The organism is Nocardia seriolae NBRC 15557 (genome assembly GCF_007990715.1).
GTDB classification, from domain to species: domain Bacteria; phylum Actinomycetota; class Actinomycetes; order Mycobacteriales; family Mycobacteriaceae; genus Nocardia; species Nocardia seriolae.
This window is the reverse complement of sequence record NZ_BJWY01000066.1, coordinates 23,001-40,009: the sequence shown is the minus strand read 5'-3', so window position 1 is coordinate 40,009 and position 17,009 is coordinate 23,001. Positions and strand designations below refer to the sequence as shown.

Below are 17,009 nucleotides of genomic sequence, written 5' to 3'. Positions count from 1 at the left end.
AGTACTAGGCCGGAACGAAGGCGTTCAGCAGGCGCTGGAACAGATCCGCGAAGCGCTTGCGGGACGCCTTCTGCTCATCGGTGAGGCCGTCGGACAGTTCGGGTGCGTACACGATCAAATGCACGTCCTGATCGGGGGATTGGGGCATGTAGTCGATGATCGACGTGCCCTTGTCGCTCTGCTCCGGCGTCCCCATATCCACCACCGCCAGCGCCTTCACCTCGTTCGCCGCGGCCCCGATCACATCGGCGGGCACGGTCCCGTTCACCGGCTGCGCGGTCGCATCGGCCCGTTTGACCGCCCGCCCATCGGACTGGATCTCGAGCGACGGGCGTAGATCGGTCCGCGTCTGCCAGCCCGCGGGCATGGCGGTCAGCGTGAACAGCGCCACGCTCGGCGCGGGCGCTGGATCGGCTGTGGCGAACCCGCCCGCCCCCGCGACCATCCCCGCCACCAGCATGGCGGCGGCCGCCATGCGCCGGCCCCGTGCCGAGCCGAACGCCCTTGCGCCGCTGCCGATCCCCGCATGCGTGCCGACGAGCGTGCTGCCCTGGCCCGCGCTCGCCGCCCCATGTCCCGTTTCGCCGAAAAGTCGTGTCGCCGACGCCATCCGCATCGCATCCCTCCGAATTCCCTTGCGGGCACCCACCCGCCGCCGCCGATTCTGCCGCCCACCCCGAACACACCCAAAGTGCCACGCCGACGCCCCGCCCCACCGCGATCCACCCCACTGCAGCTGGCCGAGTGGAATCGAGGGTGGGGGCGCTGATTGATGGACGGGTTGGGCGCGGGGGGAAACGGCGAGGTCCCCGGACCGTGGGGCCGGGGACCTCTGGGGGCGGGTGGTCAGCGGAGGGCGGGTGGGTTGCCGAGGTCCTTGGCGGAGAAGGTGTCGCAGGCCTTGACCTGGCCGGTTTTGTAGCCGGTGAGGAACCACTTCTGGCGTTCCTCCGAGGAGCCGTGGGTCCAGGCCTCGGGGTTCACCCGGCCGGTGGCGGCCTTCTGGATGCGGTCGTCGCCGACGGCGGAGGCCGCGGAGAGGGCGTCGCGGATGTCGTTGTCGGTCAACGGCTTCAGGAAGGGGGTGCTGGAGCCGGGGGCAGGAAGTTTGTCGGCGTAGTTGGCCCAGACGCCCGCGTAGCAGTCGGCCTGGAGTTCGGTGCGGACCGCGCCCGAGGTGGGGCCCTGGGGGTCGCGCTGGGCGCGGTTGATGTCGCCGAGGATGTTCTGGATGTGGTGGCCGAACTCGTGGGCGACCACGTACTCCTGGGCGAGAGCGCCGCCGCTGGAGCCGAAGCGGTCGACCAGCTCCTGGAAGAAGCTGGTGTCGAAGTAGGCGGTCTGGTCGGCGGGGCAGTAGAAGGGGCCGACCGCGGAGGAGGCGCGGCCGCAGCCGGTGTTCACCGCGCCCGAGAACAGGACCAGCTTGGGGACCACGTATTTGCGGTTGGTCTGCTTGGGCAGTTCGGTGCCCCACACGTTGTCGAGACTCTGTGCGGTGAGGATCACGCGGCAGTCGACGTACTTATTGGCGTCCGCGCCCGTCTTGCAGTGGTCGGGCAGGGTCGAAGTGCCTGACTTGGCGTTGGAGTCCGCGCCCGTGAACTGGCCCAGGATGCTGCCCGGATCGCCGCCCAGCAGCAGGCTCGCGATGAGTGCGATGAGGCCCAGTGCGCCGCCGCCGAGAACCAGTCCGCCGCCCATACCCGGTCCGCCGCCGCTCGCCCGGTTCGGGTCGATCTGCAGGCCCTCGTTGAAGGTCATGGCTATCACTGTGACACGGGCGAGCGGATATCGGTTTTCACTCGCTGAACGTGTCTCTCTACGATGGGTCTGCACCTGGTCATATCTCACCGGTGCTTCGAGTCCGTCGAAAGGAATCCCGTGCTGCGCACCCACTTGGCTGGTTCGCTGCGAAGCGAGCACGCCGGTCAGACCGTCACCCTCACCGGCTGGGTGGCCCGGCGGCGAGACCACGGTGGCGTGATCTTCATCGATCTGCGCGATGCGTCGGGTGTTGCCCAGGCCGTCTTCCGCGAAGGCGAGCCCGCGGCGGCCGCCCACAAGCTGCGCAACGAATTCGTCGTGAAGGTCACCGGCGTGGTCGAGGACCGACCGGCCGGTAGCGAGAACCCGAACCTGCCGACCGGCGCCATCGAGGTCAATGTGACCGAGCTCGAGGTGCTCAACGAGGCCGCGCCGCTGCCCTTCCAGCTCGACGACGAGCCCGGCGAGGAAGCCCGCCTCAAGTACCGCTACCTGGACCTGCGCCGCGAGGGCCCGGCCCACGCGATCCGGCTGCGCTCCAAGGTCAACGCCGCCGCCCGCGAGGTGCTGGCCCGCCACGCGTTCGTCGAGGTCGAGACCCCGACCATGACCCGCTCGACGCCCGAGGGCGCGCGCGACTTCCTGGTCCCGGCCCGCCTGCAGCCGGGGAAGTTCTACGCCCTGCCGCAGTCGCCGCAGCTGTTCAAGCAGCTGCTCATGGTCGGCGGCATCGAGCGCTACTACCAGATCGCGCGCTGCTACCGCGACGAGGACTTCCGCGCCGACCGCCAGCCCGAGTTCACCCAGCTCGACATCGAGATGAGCTTCGTCGAGCAGGAAGACGTGATCCTGCTCGCGGAGGACATCCTGGCCGGGCTGTGGAAGCTGGTCGGCTACGAGATCCCGACCCCGATCGCGCACATGACCTACGCCGAGTCCATGCGCCGCTACGGCTCGGACAAGCCCGACCTGCGCTTCGAGGTCGAGATCACCGAGATGATGGAGTACTTCAAGGACACCGAGTTCCGGGTGTTCCAGGCTCCCTACGTCGGTGCCGTGGTCATGCCGGGCGGTGCCTCGCAGCCGCGCCGTCAGTTCGACGCCTGGCAGGAGTGGGCCAAGCAGCGCGGCGCGAAGGGGCTGGCCTACATCACCTTCCAGGAGGACGGCACCCTCGGCGGCCCGGTCGCCAAGAACCTGACCGACGCCGAGCGTGAGGGCCTGGCCAAGCAGGTCGGCGCGAACCCGGGCGACTGCGTGTTCTTCGCCGCCGGTGACCAGAAGTCCAGCCGTGCGCTGCTGGGCGCGGCCCGCGGCGAGATCGCCCGCAAGTGCGGCCTCATCGACGAGAACGCCTGGGCCTTCGTCTGGATCGTGGACGCGCCCATGTTCGAGCCCGCCGCCGACGCCACCGCCAGCGGCGATGTGGCCATGGGCCATTCGGCCTGGACGGCGGTGCACCACGCGTTCACCTCGCCCAAGCCCGAGCACCTGGCCGACTTCGACACCGATCCGGGTTCGGCCCTGGCCTACGCCTACGACATCGTCTGCAACGGCAACGAGATCGGCGGCGGCTCGATCCGTATCCACCGCCGCGACGTGCAGGAGCGGGTGTTCAAGGTGATGGGCATCGGCGAGGAGGAGGCGCAGGACAAGTTCGGCTTCCTGCTCGACGCCTTCTCCTTCGGCGCTCCGCCCATGGGCGGCATCGCCTTCGGCTGGGACCGCATCACCGCGCTGCTGGCCGGGGTGGACTCGATCCGCGAGGTCATCGCCTTCCCGAAGTCCGGCGGCGGCGTCGACCCGCTCACCGAGGCGCCCACCCCGATCACCCCGGGGCAGCGGCAGGAGGCGGGCCTCAACGCCAAGCTGGACGCGAACGGCAACCCGGTCAAGGAAGACGGCAAGTAGCCGATCCGGTTCCGGAACGACGGTGCCCTCCGATCTCGGCGAGATCGGAGGGCACAAGTCGTTTGTGTGGTTCTCGGTCGGGCCGAGGTTGCTAGACCGGGACGACCAGGCGGCCGGTGAGTATCCGGTACGCGTAGGTTGTCGCGATCGCGGTGACCGGTCCGGCCACCAGCAGTCCCAGCCCGCAGAACAGCATGCCGATCGCGGTGATGATCAGCACCGCCAGCGCCAGCAGCGACACGTGCAGCGCGTTCGAGATCACCAGCCGCACACTGGATTGGATGGCCGCGATCGGATTCTGATCCTGATCGATCACGAAGTGCAGCGCGAACATGCACAGCACGCCCACGATCACCGCGGGGAACACGCACGCGATCGCGGCCACGAAGCACATGGCGAACACGATGAGCGCGGTGATGAGCACATTGCCGGCATTCACGAAGCCGAAGAAGGCCGGGAAATCCGGTGGTGTGCCGTCGGTTTCATACAGCGCCCCGCGGATCATCGCGGCCTGCAGCAGCCACACCACCAGCGAAGCCACCGCGAACAGCAGGATCACCGCCGACAGCGACTGCACCTGAACGATATTCACCAGCAGCGTGACCACCAGCCAGGCGATCAGCCCGATCAGCACCATGCCGACCCAGGGAACGGGATTGAGCCGGAAGCGATCCCAGCCGTAGGTCAGGGCCGCGACGACATCGAGGCGCTCGCGCGGCGGGACGTAGGACTGCTGCACCGCCGGGTCCGACGGCGGGGGACCGGGCATCGCACCCGGCGGGAAACCGCCCGGCGGAGGCGGATTGCCCGGCGGCATACCCCCGGGTCCCTGGTACTGGGGAGGCATCGGGGACCCGTAGCCAGGAGGTGGCAGCGGCACGCCCGGCTGCGGGGTCAGCGGCGGCGGGGGCTCCACGGGTTCGCTGCCGTACTGCGCGGCGCCCGGTCCGTCGAACTGCGGGTATCCGGCCAGGCCGGGCATCTGGTGGCGGCCGGTCGGCGGTCCGGACTCGGGCGGTCCGGAAACCGGTGCGGGCTCGGGGTTTTGGTGCTGCCCGACCTGCGACGGGTACTGCTCGCCGCCGCCGGCGCCGGGACGGTCGCCGGAGGGGCCATAGGGTGCTGAGGGCGGCGTGCCGGTCATGGTCGCAAGCCTTTCACATTTCCCGGTTTACGGTGTGGCGCACAGCAAGTGACCATGAGACAACTAGACCCTCCTGGTTGTGTCAAGCAACCAGCGCCGCGTGGGCAAACCCTTCACAAAGACACGCCGTCCGACGCGCGAAAGGTTGCGCAACCGCTCGCTGAAAGTGACCTGACGGGAGTAACTTGGGTTCCGATGACCGCACTATTGGCCGAACGCGCCGCCGAAGTCGTGTCCGCGGCACAACAGTTGCTCACAAAGCGAATGGGTGCTCCGGTAAAGCTGAGCGATCCGATGGAACTCAGCGGTAGTGGTAGGACGACGGTGCTCCGCGTCCGTGTTGCAGAGAACGCGTTTTCACTACCTCGCACACTCATAGTGAAGCAGGTTGCGGGCGCGGCGAATCAACGACGCACCGGTGGCATGGCCCCCGGTGTCGCCAGCATCGATTCCGCATTCCTGCGCGAGGCAGTCTCCTACCAATTCACCACCGCCCTGGGCCGCGATCACCGACCCGGCGCCTACCTACTCGGCTACAGCCTGCCCGAACGCCTGCTCATTCTCAGCGACCTGGGTGAGAACACCTCGCTCACCGCGGTATTGCAGTCCGGTGCGGAACCCGCCGGGCGCAATGCGCTCATGGCGTTCGCGCAGGCGCTGGGCCGCATGCACGCCGCGACCGTCGGCCGCGAGGCGGACTTCGTCGCGCTGCTACGCCGTGTCGACGTGGTGCACCGGGTGGACGGCATCGCCCAGCAGGCCGAGACCGCGGTCGCCGAGGTGCCGGTCATGCTGCAGCGCGAGCTCGGCATCGAGGTGCCCGGCGAGATCGCCGAGCGCATCGTGCGCGGCAACCGCCTGTTCTCGGCCGGGCGCTACCGCGCGTTCAGCCCCTCGGACCTGTGCCCCGACAATGTCATCCTCAATGACGAGGGCGCGCGCTTCCTCGACTACGAGTGGGGCGGGTTCCGCGACGCCACCCTCGACATCGCCTACGCCCTGGTCTCCTTCCCGGGCTGCCTGTGCGATTTCGAGCTGTCGCGCGAACGCGCCCGCCAGATGGTCGAGGCCTGGCGCTCCGAGGTGGTCGCGGTCTGGCCCGCCCTGGCCGACGACAATGTGCTGGCCGAACGCATCCTCGAGGCCCGCCTCATCTGGGTGTGGCTGTCCACCTACTGGTTCCTGCCCGCCGACCACGCCCGCATCGCCGCGGCCCGCGAGCACGGCCTGTCCATCCCGCGCTCGGCCGCGCTGATCAACCGCTGGGCCGCCCTCGCCGAGGACGCCCGCTGCACCGGCGACGACACCCTCGGCGATTTCGCCGAACACGTCTCGGCCACCTTGGAAGAACACTGGGAGGAGTAGTCCTCCACCGCGGGTGCGGGCCGGAATCCGAGGGTGAGATTCCGGCCCGCACTCCTGTGAGCGCGATCTGTCGGAGCCGGTCGGTAGGGTCGTGGGCGTGAGTGATGGGCTGTTCGATGCGCCTGGCGCGCAAGCCGTGGCCGATGACATCGAAGTGAGCGCGGTGCGCATTCCCAGTGGCGACGATCGATTCGCGCCGCTGGCCGTGCGCATGCGTCCGCGCACCCTCGACGAAGTGGTCGGGCAACAGCATCTGCTCGGGCCGGGGTCGCCACTGCGGCGGCTGGTCGAGGGGTCGGGGGCGGCGTCGGTGCTGCTCTACGGGCCGCCCGGAACCGGCAAGACCACCCTGGCCTCGCTGCTCTCGCGGGCCACCGGTCGCCGGTTCGAGGCGCTGTCGGCGCTGTCGGCGGGGGTGAAAGAGGTGCGGGCGGTCATCGAGCTGGCGCGGCGGCGGCTCACCATCGGGGAGCAGACCGTGCTGTTCATCGATGAGGTGCACCGGTTTTCGAAGACGCAGCAGGATGCGCTGCTGGCGGCGGTCGAGAACCGGATCGTGCTGCTGGTCGCCGCTACCACGGAGAATCCGTCGTTCTCGGTGGTGTCGCCGCTGCTGTCGCGGTCGCTGGTGCTGCAACTGCAATCGTTGTCCGAGGACGACATTCGCACCGTGTTGAAGCGGGCCATCGAGGATCCGCGCGGGCTGGCGGGGGAATACACCGTCACGGACGAGGCGCTGGACCACATCGTGCGCATCGCGGGCGGTGACGCGCGCCGCTCGCTCACCGCGCTCGAGGCCTCCGCCGAATCCTCCTTGGACGGCACCGTCGACGTGGCGCTCGTCGAGGCCAGCGTCGACAAGGCCGCGGTGCGCTACGACCGCGACGGGGATCAGCACTACGACGTCATCAGCGCGTTCATCAAGTCCCTGCGCGGCTCCGATGTCGATGCCGCGCTGCACTATCTCGCCCGCATGATCAGCGCGGGCGAGGACCCGCGATTCATCGCGCGCCGCTTGATGATCCAGGCCAGCGAGGAGGTCGGCATGGCCGACCCCATGGCCCTGCAGACCGCGGTCGCCGCCGCCCAGGTGGTCCAACTGGTCGGTATGCCCGAGGCGCAATTGGCCCTGACCCAGGCCACGATTCACATTGCCACCGCACCGAAATCGGGCTCGGTCCCCAAGAGCCTCGGCGCGGCCATGGCCGATGTGCGCGCGGGCAAGGCGGGCGCGGTGCCACCCCACCTGCGGGACGGCCACTACGCGGGCGCGGCGGCGCTCGGCAATGCCCAGGGCTACAAATACCCGCACGATCACCCGGATGGCGTTCTCGCCCAGCAATATCCACCAGACCAACTGGTCGGTACCGACTACTACGTCCCCACCGACCACGGCTACGAACGCGAAGTCGGCCCCCGCGTCACCAAACTCCGCCGAATCGTCCGCGGCAAATAGCGGCGCATGTGCGAATGCGGCAGCGCACGCCGGGGCATCCACAGGCCGCTACGCTGCCGCGGATTCATCGACACCGCTCCGGGTGGCGGTGGGTGCCGGATTGCACTGCGTGCCAGAAATGATCGATCGAGACGCCGCGGAAGCGATTGCGGCGCTGGTCAGTCCGCCAGCAACCCGTTGTGCAGGGCGATGCGCTCGATCTCGGCCGGGTGCCGCCCATGATCGCGCGCACATTCTCGGTCACCAATTCGACCGGCCAGTCCCACCAGGCGGCGCGCAACAGGCGAGCGACATCCGCGTCAGGGTAGCGCTGCTTGACCACTGTCGCCGGGTTCCCGCCGACGATCGTGTACGGCGGCACGTCGGCGGTCACCACCGCGCCCGTGGCGATGATCGCGCCGTCGCCGATGGTCACGCCCGGCATGATCAGGGTGTTGTAGCCGAACCACACGTCGTTGCCGACCACGGTGTCGCCCTTGGAGGGAATCGAGGTGATGATGTCCATGGTCTCCTCGGCCCAGGTGCCGCCGAAGATGGTGAACGGGAAGGTCGACACGCCCGAGGTCGCGTGGTTCGCGCCCGCCATGATGAAGCGGGTGCCGGCGGCGATGGCGCAGAATTTGCCGATGATCAGCTTCTCGGGGCCGAACGCGTAGAGCACGTTGCGGGCCTCGAAGGCGGTGGCATCGTCGGGGTCGTCGGCGTAGGTGTAGTCGCCGACCTCGATATTCGGCGCGGTGACATGCGGTTTCAGGAAGACCGTGCGGTGCGCGTGGGGGAGTGGGAAACGCTGCGATGGGTCGGGGATCACAGTCACCCGAGCGATGGTGGCTATCGCCCGGTGGTGGGTGGAAACCCGCTGGCCCGCGACCGGTAGGCTGGACTGTTGTGCAGACCCACGAGATTCGACGGCGCTTCCTGGAGCATTTCGTAAAGGCCGGACATACCGAGGTGCCGAGTGCCTCGCTGATCCTGGCCGACCCGAACCTGCTGTTCGTGAACGCGGGCATGGTCCAGTTCGTGCCGTATTTCCTCGGTCAGCAGACCCCGCCCTTCGACACCGCCACCAGCGTGCAGAAGTGCGTGCGCACCGGCGATATCGAGAACGTCGGCGTCACCACCCGCCACAACACCTTCTTCCAGATGGCGGGCAACTTCTCCTTCGGCGACTACTTCAAGCGCGGGGCCATGGAACTGGCCTGGACGCTGCTGACCTCCTCGGTCGAGGACGGCGGCTACGGCTTCGACCCCGAAAAGCTGTGGGTCACCGTCTATCTCGACGATGACGAGGCCGAGCGGATCTGGCGCGAGCTGGGTGTCCCGGACGAGCGCATCCAGCGCCGCGGCATGGCCGACAACTACTGGTCCATGGGCATCCCCGGCCCGTGCGGCCCGTGCTCGGAGATCTACTTCGACCGCGGCCCCGAATACGGCGTCGAGGGCGGCCCGGAGGCCGACGAGGATCGCTACCTCGAAATCTGGAACCTCGTGTTCATGCAGAACGAGCGCGGCGCGGGTCGCGGCAAGGACGACTTCGAGATCCTGGGCCCGCTGCCCAAGAAGAACATCGACACCGGCATGGGCGTCGAGCGTGTCGCGTTCCTGCTGCAGGGTGTCGACAATGTCTACGAGACCGACCTGCTGCGCCCGATCATCGACAAGGCCGAGGAACTGACCGGCCGCTCCTACGGCATCGAGCACGCCGACGATGTGCGCTTCCGCGTCATCGCCGACCACGCCCGCACCGCCGCCATGCTGATCGGCGACGGCGTGAATCCCGGCAATGACGGCCGCGGCTACGTGCTGCGCCGCCTGCTGCGCCGCATCGTGCGCTCGGCGCGGCTGCTGGGCGCGGAGAAGCCGGTGATGGGCGAGTTCATCAAGGTCGTCTCCGAGCTCATGGCCCCCTCCTACCCCGAGCTCGCCACCGACTTCAAGCGCATCGAAACCGTCGCCGTCGGTGAGGAAGCCGCGTTCCTCAAGACCCTCAACACCGGCACCAAGCTCTTCGACGAGACCGTCGACGAGGTGAAGGCCCAGGGCAGCAAGAAGATCAGCGGCACCGACGCGTTCACGCTGCACGACACCTACGGCTTCCCGATCGACCTCACCCTGGAGATGGCCGCCGAGGCCGGTCTGCAGGTCGACGAGGACGGGTTCCGCTCGCTCATGGCCGAGCAGCGCAAGCGGGCCAAGGAAGACGCCCTCTCGCGCAAGCACGCCCACGCCGACCTCACGGTCTACAAGGAGTTCGTGGACCGCGGCGCGACCGAGTTCACCGGCTTCGACGAACTGGCCACCGAGGCAACGGTTCTCGCCCTGATCAAGGACGGCGTGCGAGTGCCGGTCGCCGAGGCCGGGCAGGACGTCGAGGTGATCCTGGACCGCAGCCCGCTCTATGCCGAGTCCGGCGGCCAGATCGCCGACCGCGGCACGCTGATCTCCTCGCACGGCCTCAAGGTGAAGGTCAACGACGTGCAGAAGATCGCCAAGAAGGTGTGGGTGCACAAGTCCACCGTCGAGGCCGGTCAGCTCACCGAGGGCGACACCGTGCTGGCGCAGGTCGATCCGGCCTGGCGCAAGGGCGCCACCCAGGGCCACTCGGGTACGCACATGGTGCACGCCGCGCTGCGACAGGTGCTGGGCCCCAACGCCGTTCAGGCCGGTTCGCTCAACAAGCCGGGTTACCTGCGCTTCGACTTCAACTGGCAGGGCGCGCTGAGCGAGCAGCAGAAGGCCGATATCGAGGCCGTCTCCAACGACGCGGTGGCCGACGACTTCACGGTCAACACCTTCGTCACCGACCTGCCGTCGGCCAAGAAGATGGGCGCCATGGCGCTGTTCGGCGAGAACTACGGCGACGAGGTGCGCGTCGTGGAGATCGGCGGACCGTTCTCCATGGAGCTCTGCGGTGGCACCCACGTGCAGTCCTCCGCGCAGATCGGGCCGATCACCGTGCTCGGCGAATCGTCGGTGGGCTCGGGTATCCGTCGCGTGGAAGCCTTTGTGGGCCTGGACTCCTACCGCTACTTGGCCAAGGAGCGCGCGCTGCTGGCCGGTATCGCCTCCTCGCTGAAGGTGCCCTCGGACGAGGTCCCGGGTCGCGTCGAGCAGCTCGTCGAGCGGCTCAAGGTCGCCGAGAAGGAGCTCGAGCGCACCAAGATGGCCGCCGTGCTGTCGAGCGCCGGAACCTTCGTCGAGCCGGCCCAGCGGGTCGGCAAGGTGCTGCTGGTCGCGGCCGCCGCGCCGCAGGGCGTGGGCGCGGGCGATCTGCGCACCCTGGCCACGGATATCAAGGGCCGCTTCGGTTCCGAGCCTGCCATCGTGGTGCTGCTCGGCAACGCCGACGGCAAGGTGCCCTTCGTCGCGGCTGTCACCAAGGCCGCCCAGGACCTGGGCGTCAAGGCCGGAGACCTGGTGGGCGCGTTCGGCCCGGCGATCGCCGGGCGCGGCGGCGGCAAGCCGGAACTGGCCCAGGGTGCGGGTTCGGACCCGTCGGGCATCGAGGCGGGCCTGGCCGCGCTGCGCGCGCGAGTCGCCGAGCTCGCCGGGTAGATGGACTCCGACACATCCGATACACCGGGTCCCGAGCACGGGACCCGGCCCAACCCGGATGCCGGATTCGCGAGGATTCCGACCGAGGCTTCCGGAGTCTCGGCCGGGCGCGGGTTCGACTCCGAACGGCCCAGCGCCGAACGGGATCCGGGGCGCGGCAGGCGCATCGGCATCGACGTCGGCTCGGTGCGCATCGGGGTCGCCTCCAGCGATCCCGACGGCCTGCTGGCCACGCCGGTCGAAACGGTGCCGCGCGCGAAGAAGGTCACGCCCGGCACCCTGGCGTCCGATCTGTCCCGAATTGCCGAACTTGTGCGGGAATACGAGGCCGTCGAGGTGATCGTCGGCCTGCCACGCACCTTGCGCGGCGAAAGCGGGTCTTCCGCTAAGCTGGCGGCCACCTTCGCGGGGCGTTTGCGGACCCTGATCGCTCCGGTACCGGTGCGACTTTCCGACGAACGTTTGACTACGGTGTCTGCTGCACGTGCGTTGCGAGACAGTGGCGTTCGCGCACGCGGGCAGCGGCGGGTCATCGATCAGGCCGCCGCCGTGTCGATCCTGCAAGGATGGTTGGACGAACGGAGTGCCCTATTGAAGCCGCGCGGTGATGACGCATGACCGACCGCTGGACGCGGGCCGAGGAACGCTACCGGCAGAACGCCGAACGGCGTTACCGCCGCGACGATCTGGAATGGTCCGAGGCGGACGATTACGAGGACGACACCACCGTCATCCCGCTCTACGAGGATGAGCGCTACGACGACGAGCATTTCGAGAGCGAGGACTACGACGACGAGCCCCCGCTCGCCCCGGAACCGCCGCGCCGCAGCGCACCCCAGCGCGCCGACCGGGTCGGCCGCCGCGGCGCGGAACGCCCCACTCGGGTGGGCGCGCGCGGCTCGGGTGGCCGGGGTGGTCAGCGGCCCAAGCGATCCCGCATGGCCTCGCGCAAGGCCGCCGAGCGCAAGCGCCGCCGCCGCAACCTGTTCGTCATCGCGGGCGTATTCGCCGTGCTGTTCGTCGGCGCGGTCGGCTTCGCGGGCTGGAAGTTCGTCGGCAAGCTCAGCGGCCCCGCCGACTTCTCCGGACCGCAGGGTGCGCTGGTGATCATCCAGATCAAGCCCGGCGACACCGCCACCCAGATCGCCCAGACCATGGCCGACAAGGGCGTGGTGGCCAGCAACGGCGCCTTCTACGAAGCGGCCGTGCGCAATACGAACATGAACTCCATCCAGCCGGGCTACTACGCCGTGCCGAGCCACAGCAAGGGCGCCGAAGCGGTGACCGCGCTGTTCGCCAAGGACGCCCGGGTCGGCAATGTGGTCATCTCCGAGGGCCGCCAGCTGCACGACTCCAGCGATGTCGCCACCGGCGCGCGCAAGGACGGCATCTACCGCAAGATCGCCGACGCCAGCTGCGTCGGCACCGGCACCGCCGCCAAATGCGTGACCTACGAGCAGCTCGACCAGGCCGGAGCCGGTGACCCGGCCGCGCTCGGGGTTCCGGCGTGGGCGCTGGATCGGGTGAAGGCGGCACCGGACCGTTCCCGGCAGCTCGAGGGCCTGATCGCCGGTGGCACCCTGGATTTCGATCCCGGCGCCAGCCCGGCCGACATTCTCAAGCAGCTGGTGACCGCGAGCGCGCGCAGTTACGAGGCCAGCGGACTGTTGCAGTCCGGCGCGGCCAACGGTCTCTCGCCCTACGACACGCTGATCGCGGCGTCGCTGGTGGAGCGGGAAGCCCTGCCGCAGGACATGTCCAAGGTGGCGCGGGTCATCGTGAACCGGCTCGCCGCCCAGCAGAAGCTGGAATTCGACTCCACCGTCAACTACAACCTCGACAAGACCGAGGTCGCCACCACCGACGCCGACCGGGCCAAGAAGACCCCGTGGAACACCTACGCCATGACCGGGCTGCCCGCGACGCCGATCTCCGCGCCGTCGCTGGATGCCATGCGCGCCATGGAGAATCCCGCGCCGGGGCCGTGGCTGTACTTCGTGACCGTCGACAAGCAGGGCACCACGTTGTTCACCGAGAACTACCAGGAGCACCTGCGCAATATCGAAAAGGCCAGGCAGAGTGGAATCCTCGACAGTGGACGGTAAGCGCAAGGCCGCCGTGCTGGGCAGCCCCATCTCGCATTCGCGCTCGCCGCAACTGCATCTGGCCGCCTACCGGGCGCTGGGCCTGGACTGGACCTACGAACGCATCGAGTGCACCGGCGAGCAGCTGCCCGGGCTGGTGGACGGGCTCGGGCCGGAATGGGTCGGGCTGTCGGTGACCATGCCGGGCAAGGTCGCCGCGCTCGCGTACGCCGACGAGAAGACCGAGCGCGCCGTACTGGTCGGCTCGGCGAACACGCTGGTGCGCACCGAAACCGGCTGGCGCGCCGACTGCACCGATGTGGACGGGGTGCGCGGCGCACTGGAAGGCGCGGGCGTGCACGAGATTTCGCGCGCCGTCGTGCTGGGTGCGGGCGGGACCGCCCGGCCCGCGCTGCTGGCCCTGTCGGATCTGGGCGCGCACACCGTCACCATCGTGGCCCGCGACCGCGGCCGCGCCGCCGACACCCTGGAATTGGCCGAGCAGCTGGGCATGTCGGCCGAGGTGCTCGGCTTCGATCCGGAGGGGCTGGCGTTCGTCTGCTCCGACGTGGACGCCGTGGTGAGCACGGTGCCCGTCGAAGCCGCTGCGGCGGTGGCGGATTCGGTGGCGCTGGCCCCGGTGGTGCTGGACGCCATCTACAACCCCTGGCCGACCCCGCTGGCCGCGGCGGTCATCCGCGCGGGTCATACCGTGGTCAGCGGCCTCGACATGCTCTTGAACCAGGCCTACGGGCAGGTCGAGCAGTTCACCGGCCAGCCCGCGCCGCGCGCCGAAATGGCTGCCGCGCTGGGGGACTGACGGCCCTCAGCGGACCGATTCCGGCCGCTCGGGCTCGAAGGCCGACCGGAAGGTGAAAGCGTAAGGCGCGGGCCCGTTCTCGCGCAGATGCTCGAGCCGCTGCATGGCATCGGCGAGGTCGGGGACGGTGCCCTCGGGCACCCACCACAGCACCGTGAACACCTCGCGCAGCGGGACGAAGAACTCGCGGCGGCGGCGCACGTAGTCCATGTTGTCGCTGCGATACACGTAGTCGAACAGCGCCTCCCGCGATTCCCACACGCTCATGTTCACGAGCATGTCCGGATCGTGCCGGTAGGGGCGCAGGCCGGTGGCGTTGTTGGTGTCACCGTCCACCATGCGCCAGACGAAGCCGGGGACGTTTCGGCGAGGGCATTGATCTCATCGAGTGCGGCATAGAAATCGGCGACCCTGGGATCGCCCTCGGCGGCGACGAGCCGGCCGATATTGAGCTGTGCGAGGTGCATGAACCGACTATAACTAGTCATCATTGATTGTAGAAAAGCTTATGCAGCATCGGCCCGGTGCCGGATCCATTCGCGCGGTCCAACCGGCCGCCGCGGCCGGTCCCGCGAGCAGTGCCAGGTTCATGCCGCAGACCAGGGGCGGAAAGTCCAGGGCCAGTTGGTGAAAGGGGCAATTGCGCAGCCGGATGACCGCGTCGTCGTAATAGGGCTCGTAGCCGTGCTCGCTGAGCGCCGCGAACAGATCGCGGCCCTCGAGCCGCGGCGCGTGCGCGGCGGCGGCCTTGGCGATGGCCTCCTCGAAGCCCTCGTGCTCGACCACCTCGGCCAGTACCGTTGCGACGGTGCGATAGTCGCGCGCCGGAAGGCTGATGCTGAATTCGGCCGCGGCACGCCGATAGAACTTCGCGGGGCGTCCCGAACCCGGCCCGGTGCGGCCCTCCGGGCGGCGGAACACCGCGTCGAGCAGTCCCGCCTCGGTGAGCTTGTCCAGATGGAAGGCCGCCAAGGGGCGTTTGATCTCCACCGCCTCGGCCGCCTCGTCCCTGCTGACATCGTGCCCGGCGGCCGCGACATAGTCGTAGAGCCGCTTGCGGATCGGGTCCTGCAGCAGGGCGACGGCTTCGATGCTCACACCGCATTTCTAGCAGCGTGTCGGGCCCGCGCGTGGCGCGCGGGCCCGGTCCCGCTATGGTTCTAGAACAAGTTTCAATTCATTCGGTTCGCCCGGGCGGCCGCGCAGGTTAAGGTGATCGACATGAATGCGTGGGTGTTGCGCGCCGTGGGCTTGGGGGCGCTGACCGTGGTGCTGGAGACGCTGCTCGGCTTCGGCATGATGACCTGGCCGACCGGGGGCGCCTGGATGCGGATCCTGTGCCTGATCGTGCTGGTCGGCGCGGTGGTCACCTGGGGTGTGCTGGACGGGCGCGCGGATCGGCGCGCCAATCCCGATCCCGAGCACGGGACCGATCTGACCATGCGGTGGCTCGAGGCCGCCCTCGCCGGTGGCGTGGGCGCGGGGCTGGTCTCGTGGATCCTCGACTTCATCCCCAAGTTCGACCTGGGCGACCAGGGCCTGCTGTTCAATGTCACCTCGGGCGCGGCCTGGATCGTGCTGCTCATCTTCATTCCGGGCGTGCTGGGCGTGACCATCGGCCGCTGGCTGGTCGGCCGCGAGCGCAAGAACGGCACACCCGCCGCCACCGCGACGCCCGCACCCGCCAACGTCTGACGGTCTTTCGCAGACGCGAAACCCCGCGCCACATGTGTTGTGGCGCGGGGTTTCGCGTCTGTTCGGGTGACTACAGCAAGATGGCCCCGCCGGTGGGGCCATCCTCGCGGGCGATGGCCGAGTAGGCGGCGGCCAGCAGGCTCGGATCCGGGCCCTCGAGGCGACCGGGCTTGGCCAGGCCGTCGAGGACGACGAAGCGCAGCACGCCGGAGCGGGTCTTCTTGTCGGTCTGCATGGCATCCATCAGCTGGCCCAGCGCGTCCGCGTCGTAGGTGGTGGGCAGGCCGATGCTTTCGAGGATGGCGCGGTGGCGCTCGGCGGTGGCGTCGTCGAGACGGCCTGCCAGGCGGCCCAATTCGGCCGCGAAGACCAGGCCCACCGACACGGCCGCGCCGTGCCGCCAGCGGTAGCGCTCGCGGCGCTCGATGGCGTGGGCGAGGGTGTGGCCGTAGTTGAGGATCTCGCGCAGATCCGATTCCTTCAGGTCCGCGGCCACCACGTCGGCCTTGACCTGGATAACGCGGCGGATCAGCTCCGGCAGCACCTCGCCGGTCGGGTCCAGGGCGGCCTGCGGGTCGCGCTCCACCAGCTCCAGGATCACCGGGTCGGCGATGAAACCGGCCTTGATGATCTCGGCCATGCCCGCCACGATCTCGTTGCGCGGCACCGTTTCCAGCGTGGCCAGGTCCACCAGGACCGCGGCCGGTTCGTGGAAGCAGCCGACCAGGTTCTTGCCCGCCTCGGTATTGATGCCGGTCTTGCCGCCGACCGCGGCGTCCACCATGGCCAGCAGCGTGGTCGGCACGTGCACGATGTCCACCCCGCGCATCCAGGTGGCGGCCACGAAACCGGCCAGGTCGGTGGCCGCGCCGCCGCCCAGGCTCACGATGACGTCCTTGCGGGTCAGGCCGATCCGGCCCAGCACCTCCCAGCAGAAACCGGCGACCTGCAGATCCTTACCGGCCTCGGCATCCGGAATCTCCACCCGATGCGCGTCGATCCCCTTGTCCACCAGCGCCTTGCGCACCACCTCGGCGGTCTCGGCCAGCGGCGGCTGATAGAAGATCGCGACCGTCCGCACCCCGGACCGACCGGTCACCTGCTCGACCAGATCGCCCAGCAGCCCCCGCCCGATGATCACCGGGTACGGGTCGGCCGTGCGGACCTCGATGCGAGTCGGCTCGCTCATGCTTGCTGCTCCGATTCTGCTTG

General features: G+C 69.0%; 13 protein-coding genes and 2 pseudogenes. 8 read left to right on the top strand and 7 right to left on the bottom strand.

The features are described 5' to 3' along the window. Positions 1-4: 4 nt before the first annotated feature. Together NS2_RS20300 and ypfJ are read right to left on the bottom strand one after the other, a co-directional pair. Positions 5-610, bottom strand: a complete 606-nt coding sequence (locus NS2_RS20300) for a hypothetical protein (protein WP_230464362.1) — start codon at positions 608-610, stop codon at positions 5-7. 236 nt (positions 611-846) lie between these two features. Continuing rightward, positions 847-1,764, bottom strand: coding sequence for a KPN_02809 family neutral zinc metallopeptidase (gene ypfJ, locus NS2_RS20295; RefSeq protein WP_033086901.1), 918 nt, complete (start codon positions 1,762-1,764; stop codon positions 847-849). A gap of 120 nt (positions 1,765-1,884) precedes the next feature. On the opposite strand from ypfJ, the gene aspS reads away from it, so the two are divergent. Continuing rightward, positions 1,885-3,678 (top strand): aspartate--tRNA ligase, encoded by a 1,794-nt coding sequence (aspS, locus tag NS2_RS20290; RefSeq protein WP_033086960.1) that lies wholly within the window; start codon positions 1,885-1,887, stop codon positions 3,676-3,678. Positions 3,679-3,769: 91 nt separating this feature from the next. Here aspS and NS2_RS20285 read toward each other — a convergent pair whose 3' ends face one another. Further along, entirely contained in the window at positions 3,770-4,822 is a 1,053-nt protein-coding gene (locus tag NS2_RS20285) for a DUF2189 domain-containing protein (protein WP_033086902.1), read from the bottom strand. Between the two features lie 195 nt (positions 4,823-5,017). Here NS2_RS20285 and NS2_RS20280 point away from each other — a divergent pair, with 195 nt between their 5' ends. Together NS2_RS20280 and NS2_RS20275 are read left to right on the top strand one after the other, a co-directional pair. After that, on the top strand, positions 5,018-6,187 hold the full coding sequence (locus tag NS2_RS20280) for a phosphotransferase family protein (protein WP_033086903.1): 1,170 nt from the start codon (positions 5,018-5,020) through the stop codon (positions 6,185-6,187). Positions 6,188-6,284: 97 nt separating this feature from the next. Then, positions 6,285-7,643 carry a replication-associated recombination protein A gene (locus tag NS2_RS20275; RefSeq protein ID WP_033086961.1) on the top strand — a complete coding sequence of 453 codons (1,359 nt, stop codon included), beginning with the start codon at positions 6,285-6,287 and terminating at the stop codon, positions 7,641-7,643. Positions 7,644-7,854: 211 nt separating this feature from the next. On the opposite strand, the pseudogene NS2_RS20270 reads toward NS2_RS20275, so the two are convergent. Then, positions 7,855-8,469 (bottom strand): annotated as a pseudogene (locus tag NS2_RS20270) (CatB-related O-acetyltransferase); the annotation flags it as partial. Between the two features lie 62 nt (positions 8,470-8,531). On the opposite strand from NS2_RS20270, the gene alaS reads away from it, so the two are divergent. From alaS to NS2_RS20250, 4 genes are all read left to right on the top strand, one after another. Then, positions 8,532-11,198, top strand: a complete 2,667-nt coding sequence (gene alaS, locus NS2_RS20265; protein WP_147207250.1) for an alanine--tRNA ligase — start codon at positions 8,532-8,534, stop codon at positions 11,196-11,198. Positions 11,199-11,363: 165 nt separating this feature from the next. Beyond that, positions 11,364-11,816 carry a Holliday junction resolvase RuvX gene (gene ruvX / locus NS2_RS20260; protein WP_228102939.1) on the top strand — a complete coding sequence of 151 codons (453 nt, stop codon included), beginning with the start codon at positions 11,364-11,366 and terminating at the stop codon, positions 11,814-11,816. Continuing rightward, positions 11,813-13,303, top strand: coding sequence for an endolytic transglycosylase MltG (locus NS2_RS20255; protein ID WP_033086905.1), 1,491 nt, complete (start codon positions 11,813-11,815; stop codon positions 13,301-13,303). Before ruvX ends, NS2_RS20255 begins: the two co-directional genes overlap by 4 nt. Further along, positions 13,278-14,102 (top strand): shikimate dehydrogenase, encoded by an 825-nt coding sequence (locus NS2_RS20250; protein WP_081985779.1) that lies wholly within the window; start codon positions 13,278-13,280, stop codon positions 14,100-14,102. Before NS2_RS20255 ends, NS2_RS20250 begins: the two co-directional genes overlap by 26 nt. A gap of 6 nt (positions 14,103-14,108) precedes the next feature. On the opposite strand, the pseudogene NS2_RS20245 reads toward NS2_RS20250, so the two are convergent. Next, positions 14,109-14,569 (bottom strand): annotated as a pseudogene (locus NS2_RS20245) (DUF3291 domain-containing protein). 13 nt (positions 14,570-14,582) lie between these two features. Further along, the gene (locus NS2_RS20240; protein ID WP_033086907.1) at positions 14,583-15,200 is read right to left on the bottom strand and encodes a helix-turn-helix transcriptional regulator; all 618 of its coding nucleotides are present in this window, start codon (positions 15,198-15,200) and stop codon (positions 14,583-14,585) included. A 123-nt stretch (positions 15,201-15,323) separates the two neighbouring features. Here NS2_RS20240 and NS2_RS20235 point away from each other — a divergent pair, with 123 nt between their 5' ends. Continuing rightward, positions 15,324-15,797, top strand: a complete 474-nt coding sequence (locus NS2_RS20235; protein WP_045436925.1) for a B-4DMT family transporter — start codon at positions 15,324-15,326, stop codon at positions 15,795-15,797. 70 nt (positions 15,798-15,867) lie between these two features. Here the strand turns inward: NS2_RS20235 and aroB are convergent, their stop codons facing one another. Further along, complete coding sequence (aroB, locus tag NS2_RS20230) at positions 15,868-16,986, bottom strand: 3-dehydroquinate synthase (protein WP_033086908.1); 1,119 nt, start codon at positions 16,984-16,986, stop codon at positions 15,868-15,870. Positions 16,987-17,009: the final 23 nt, after the last annotated feature.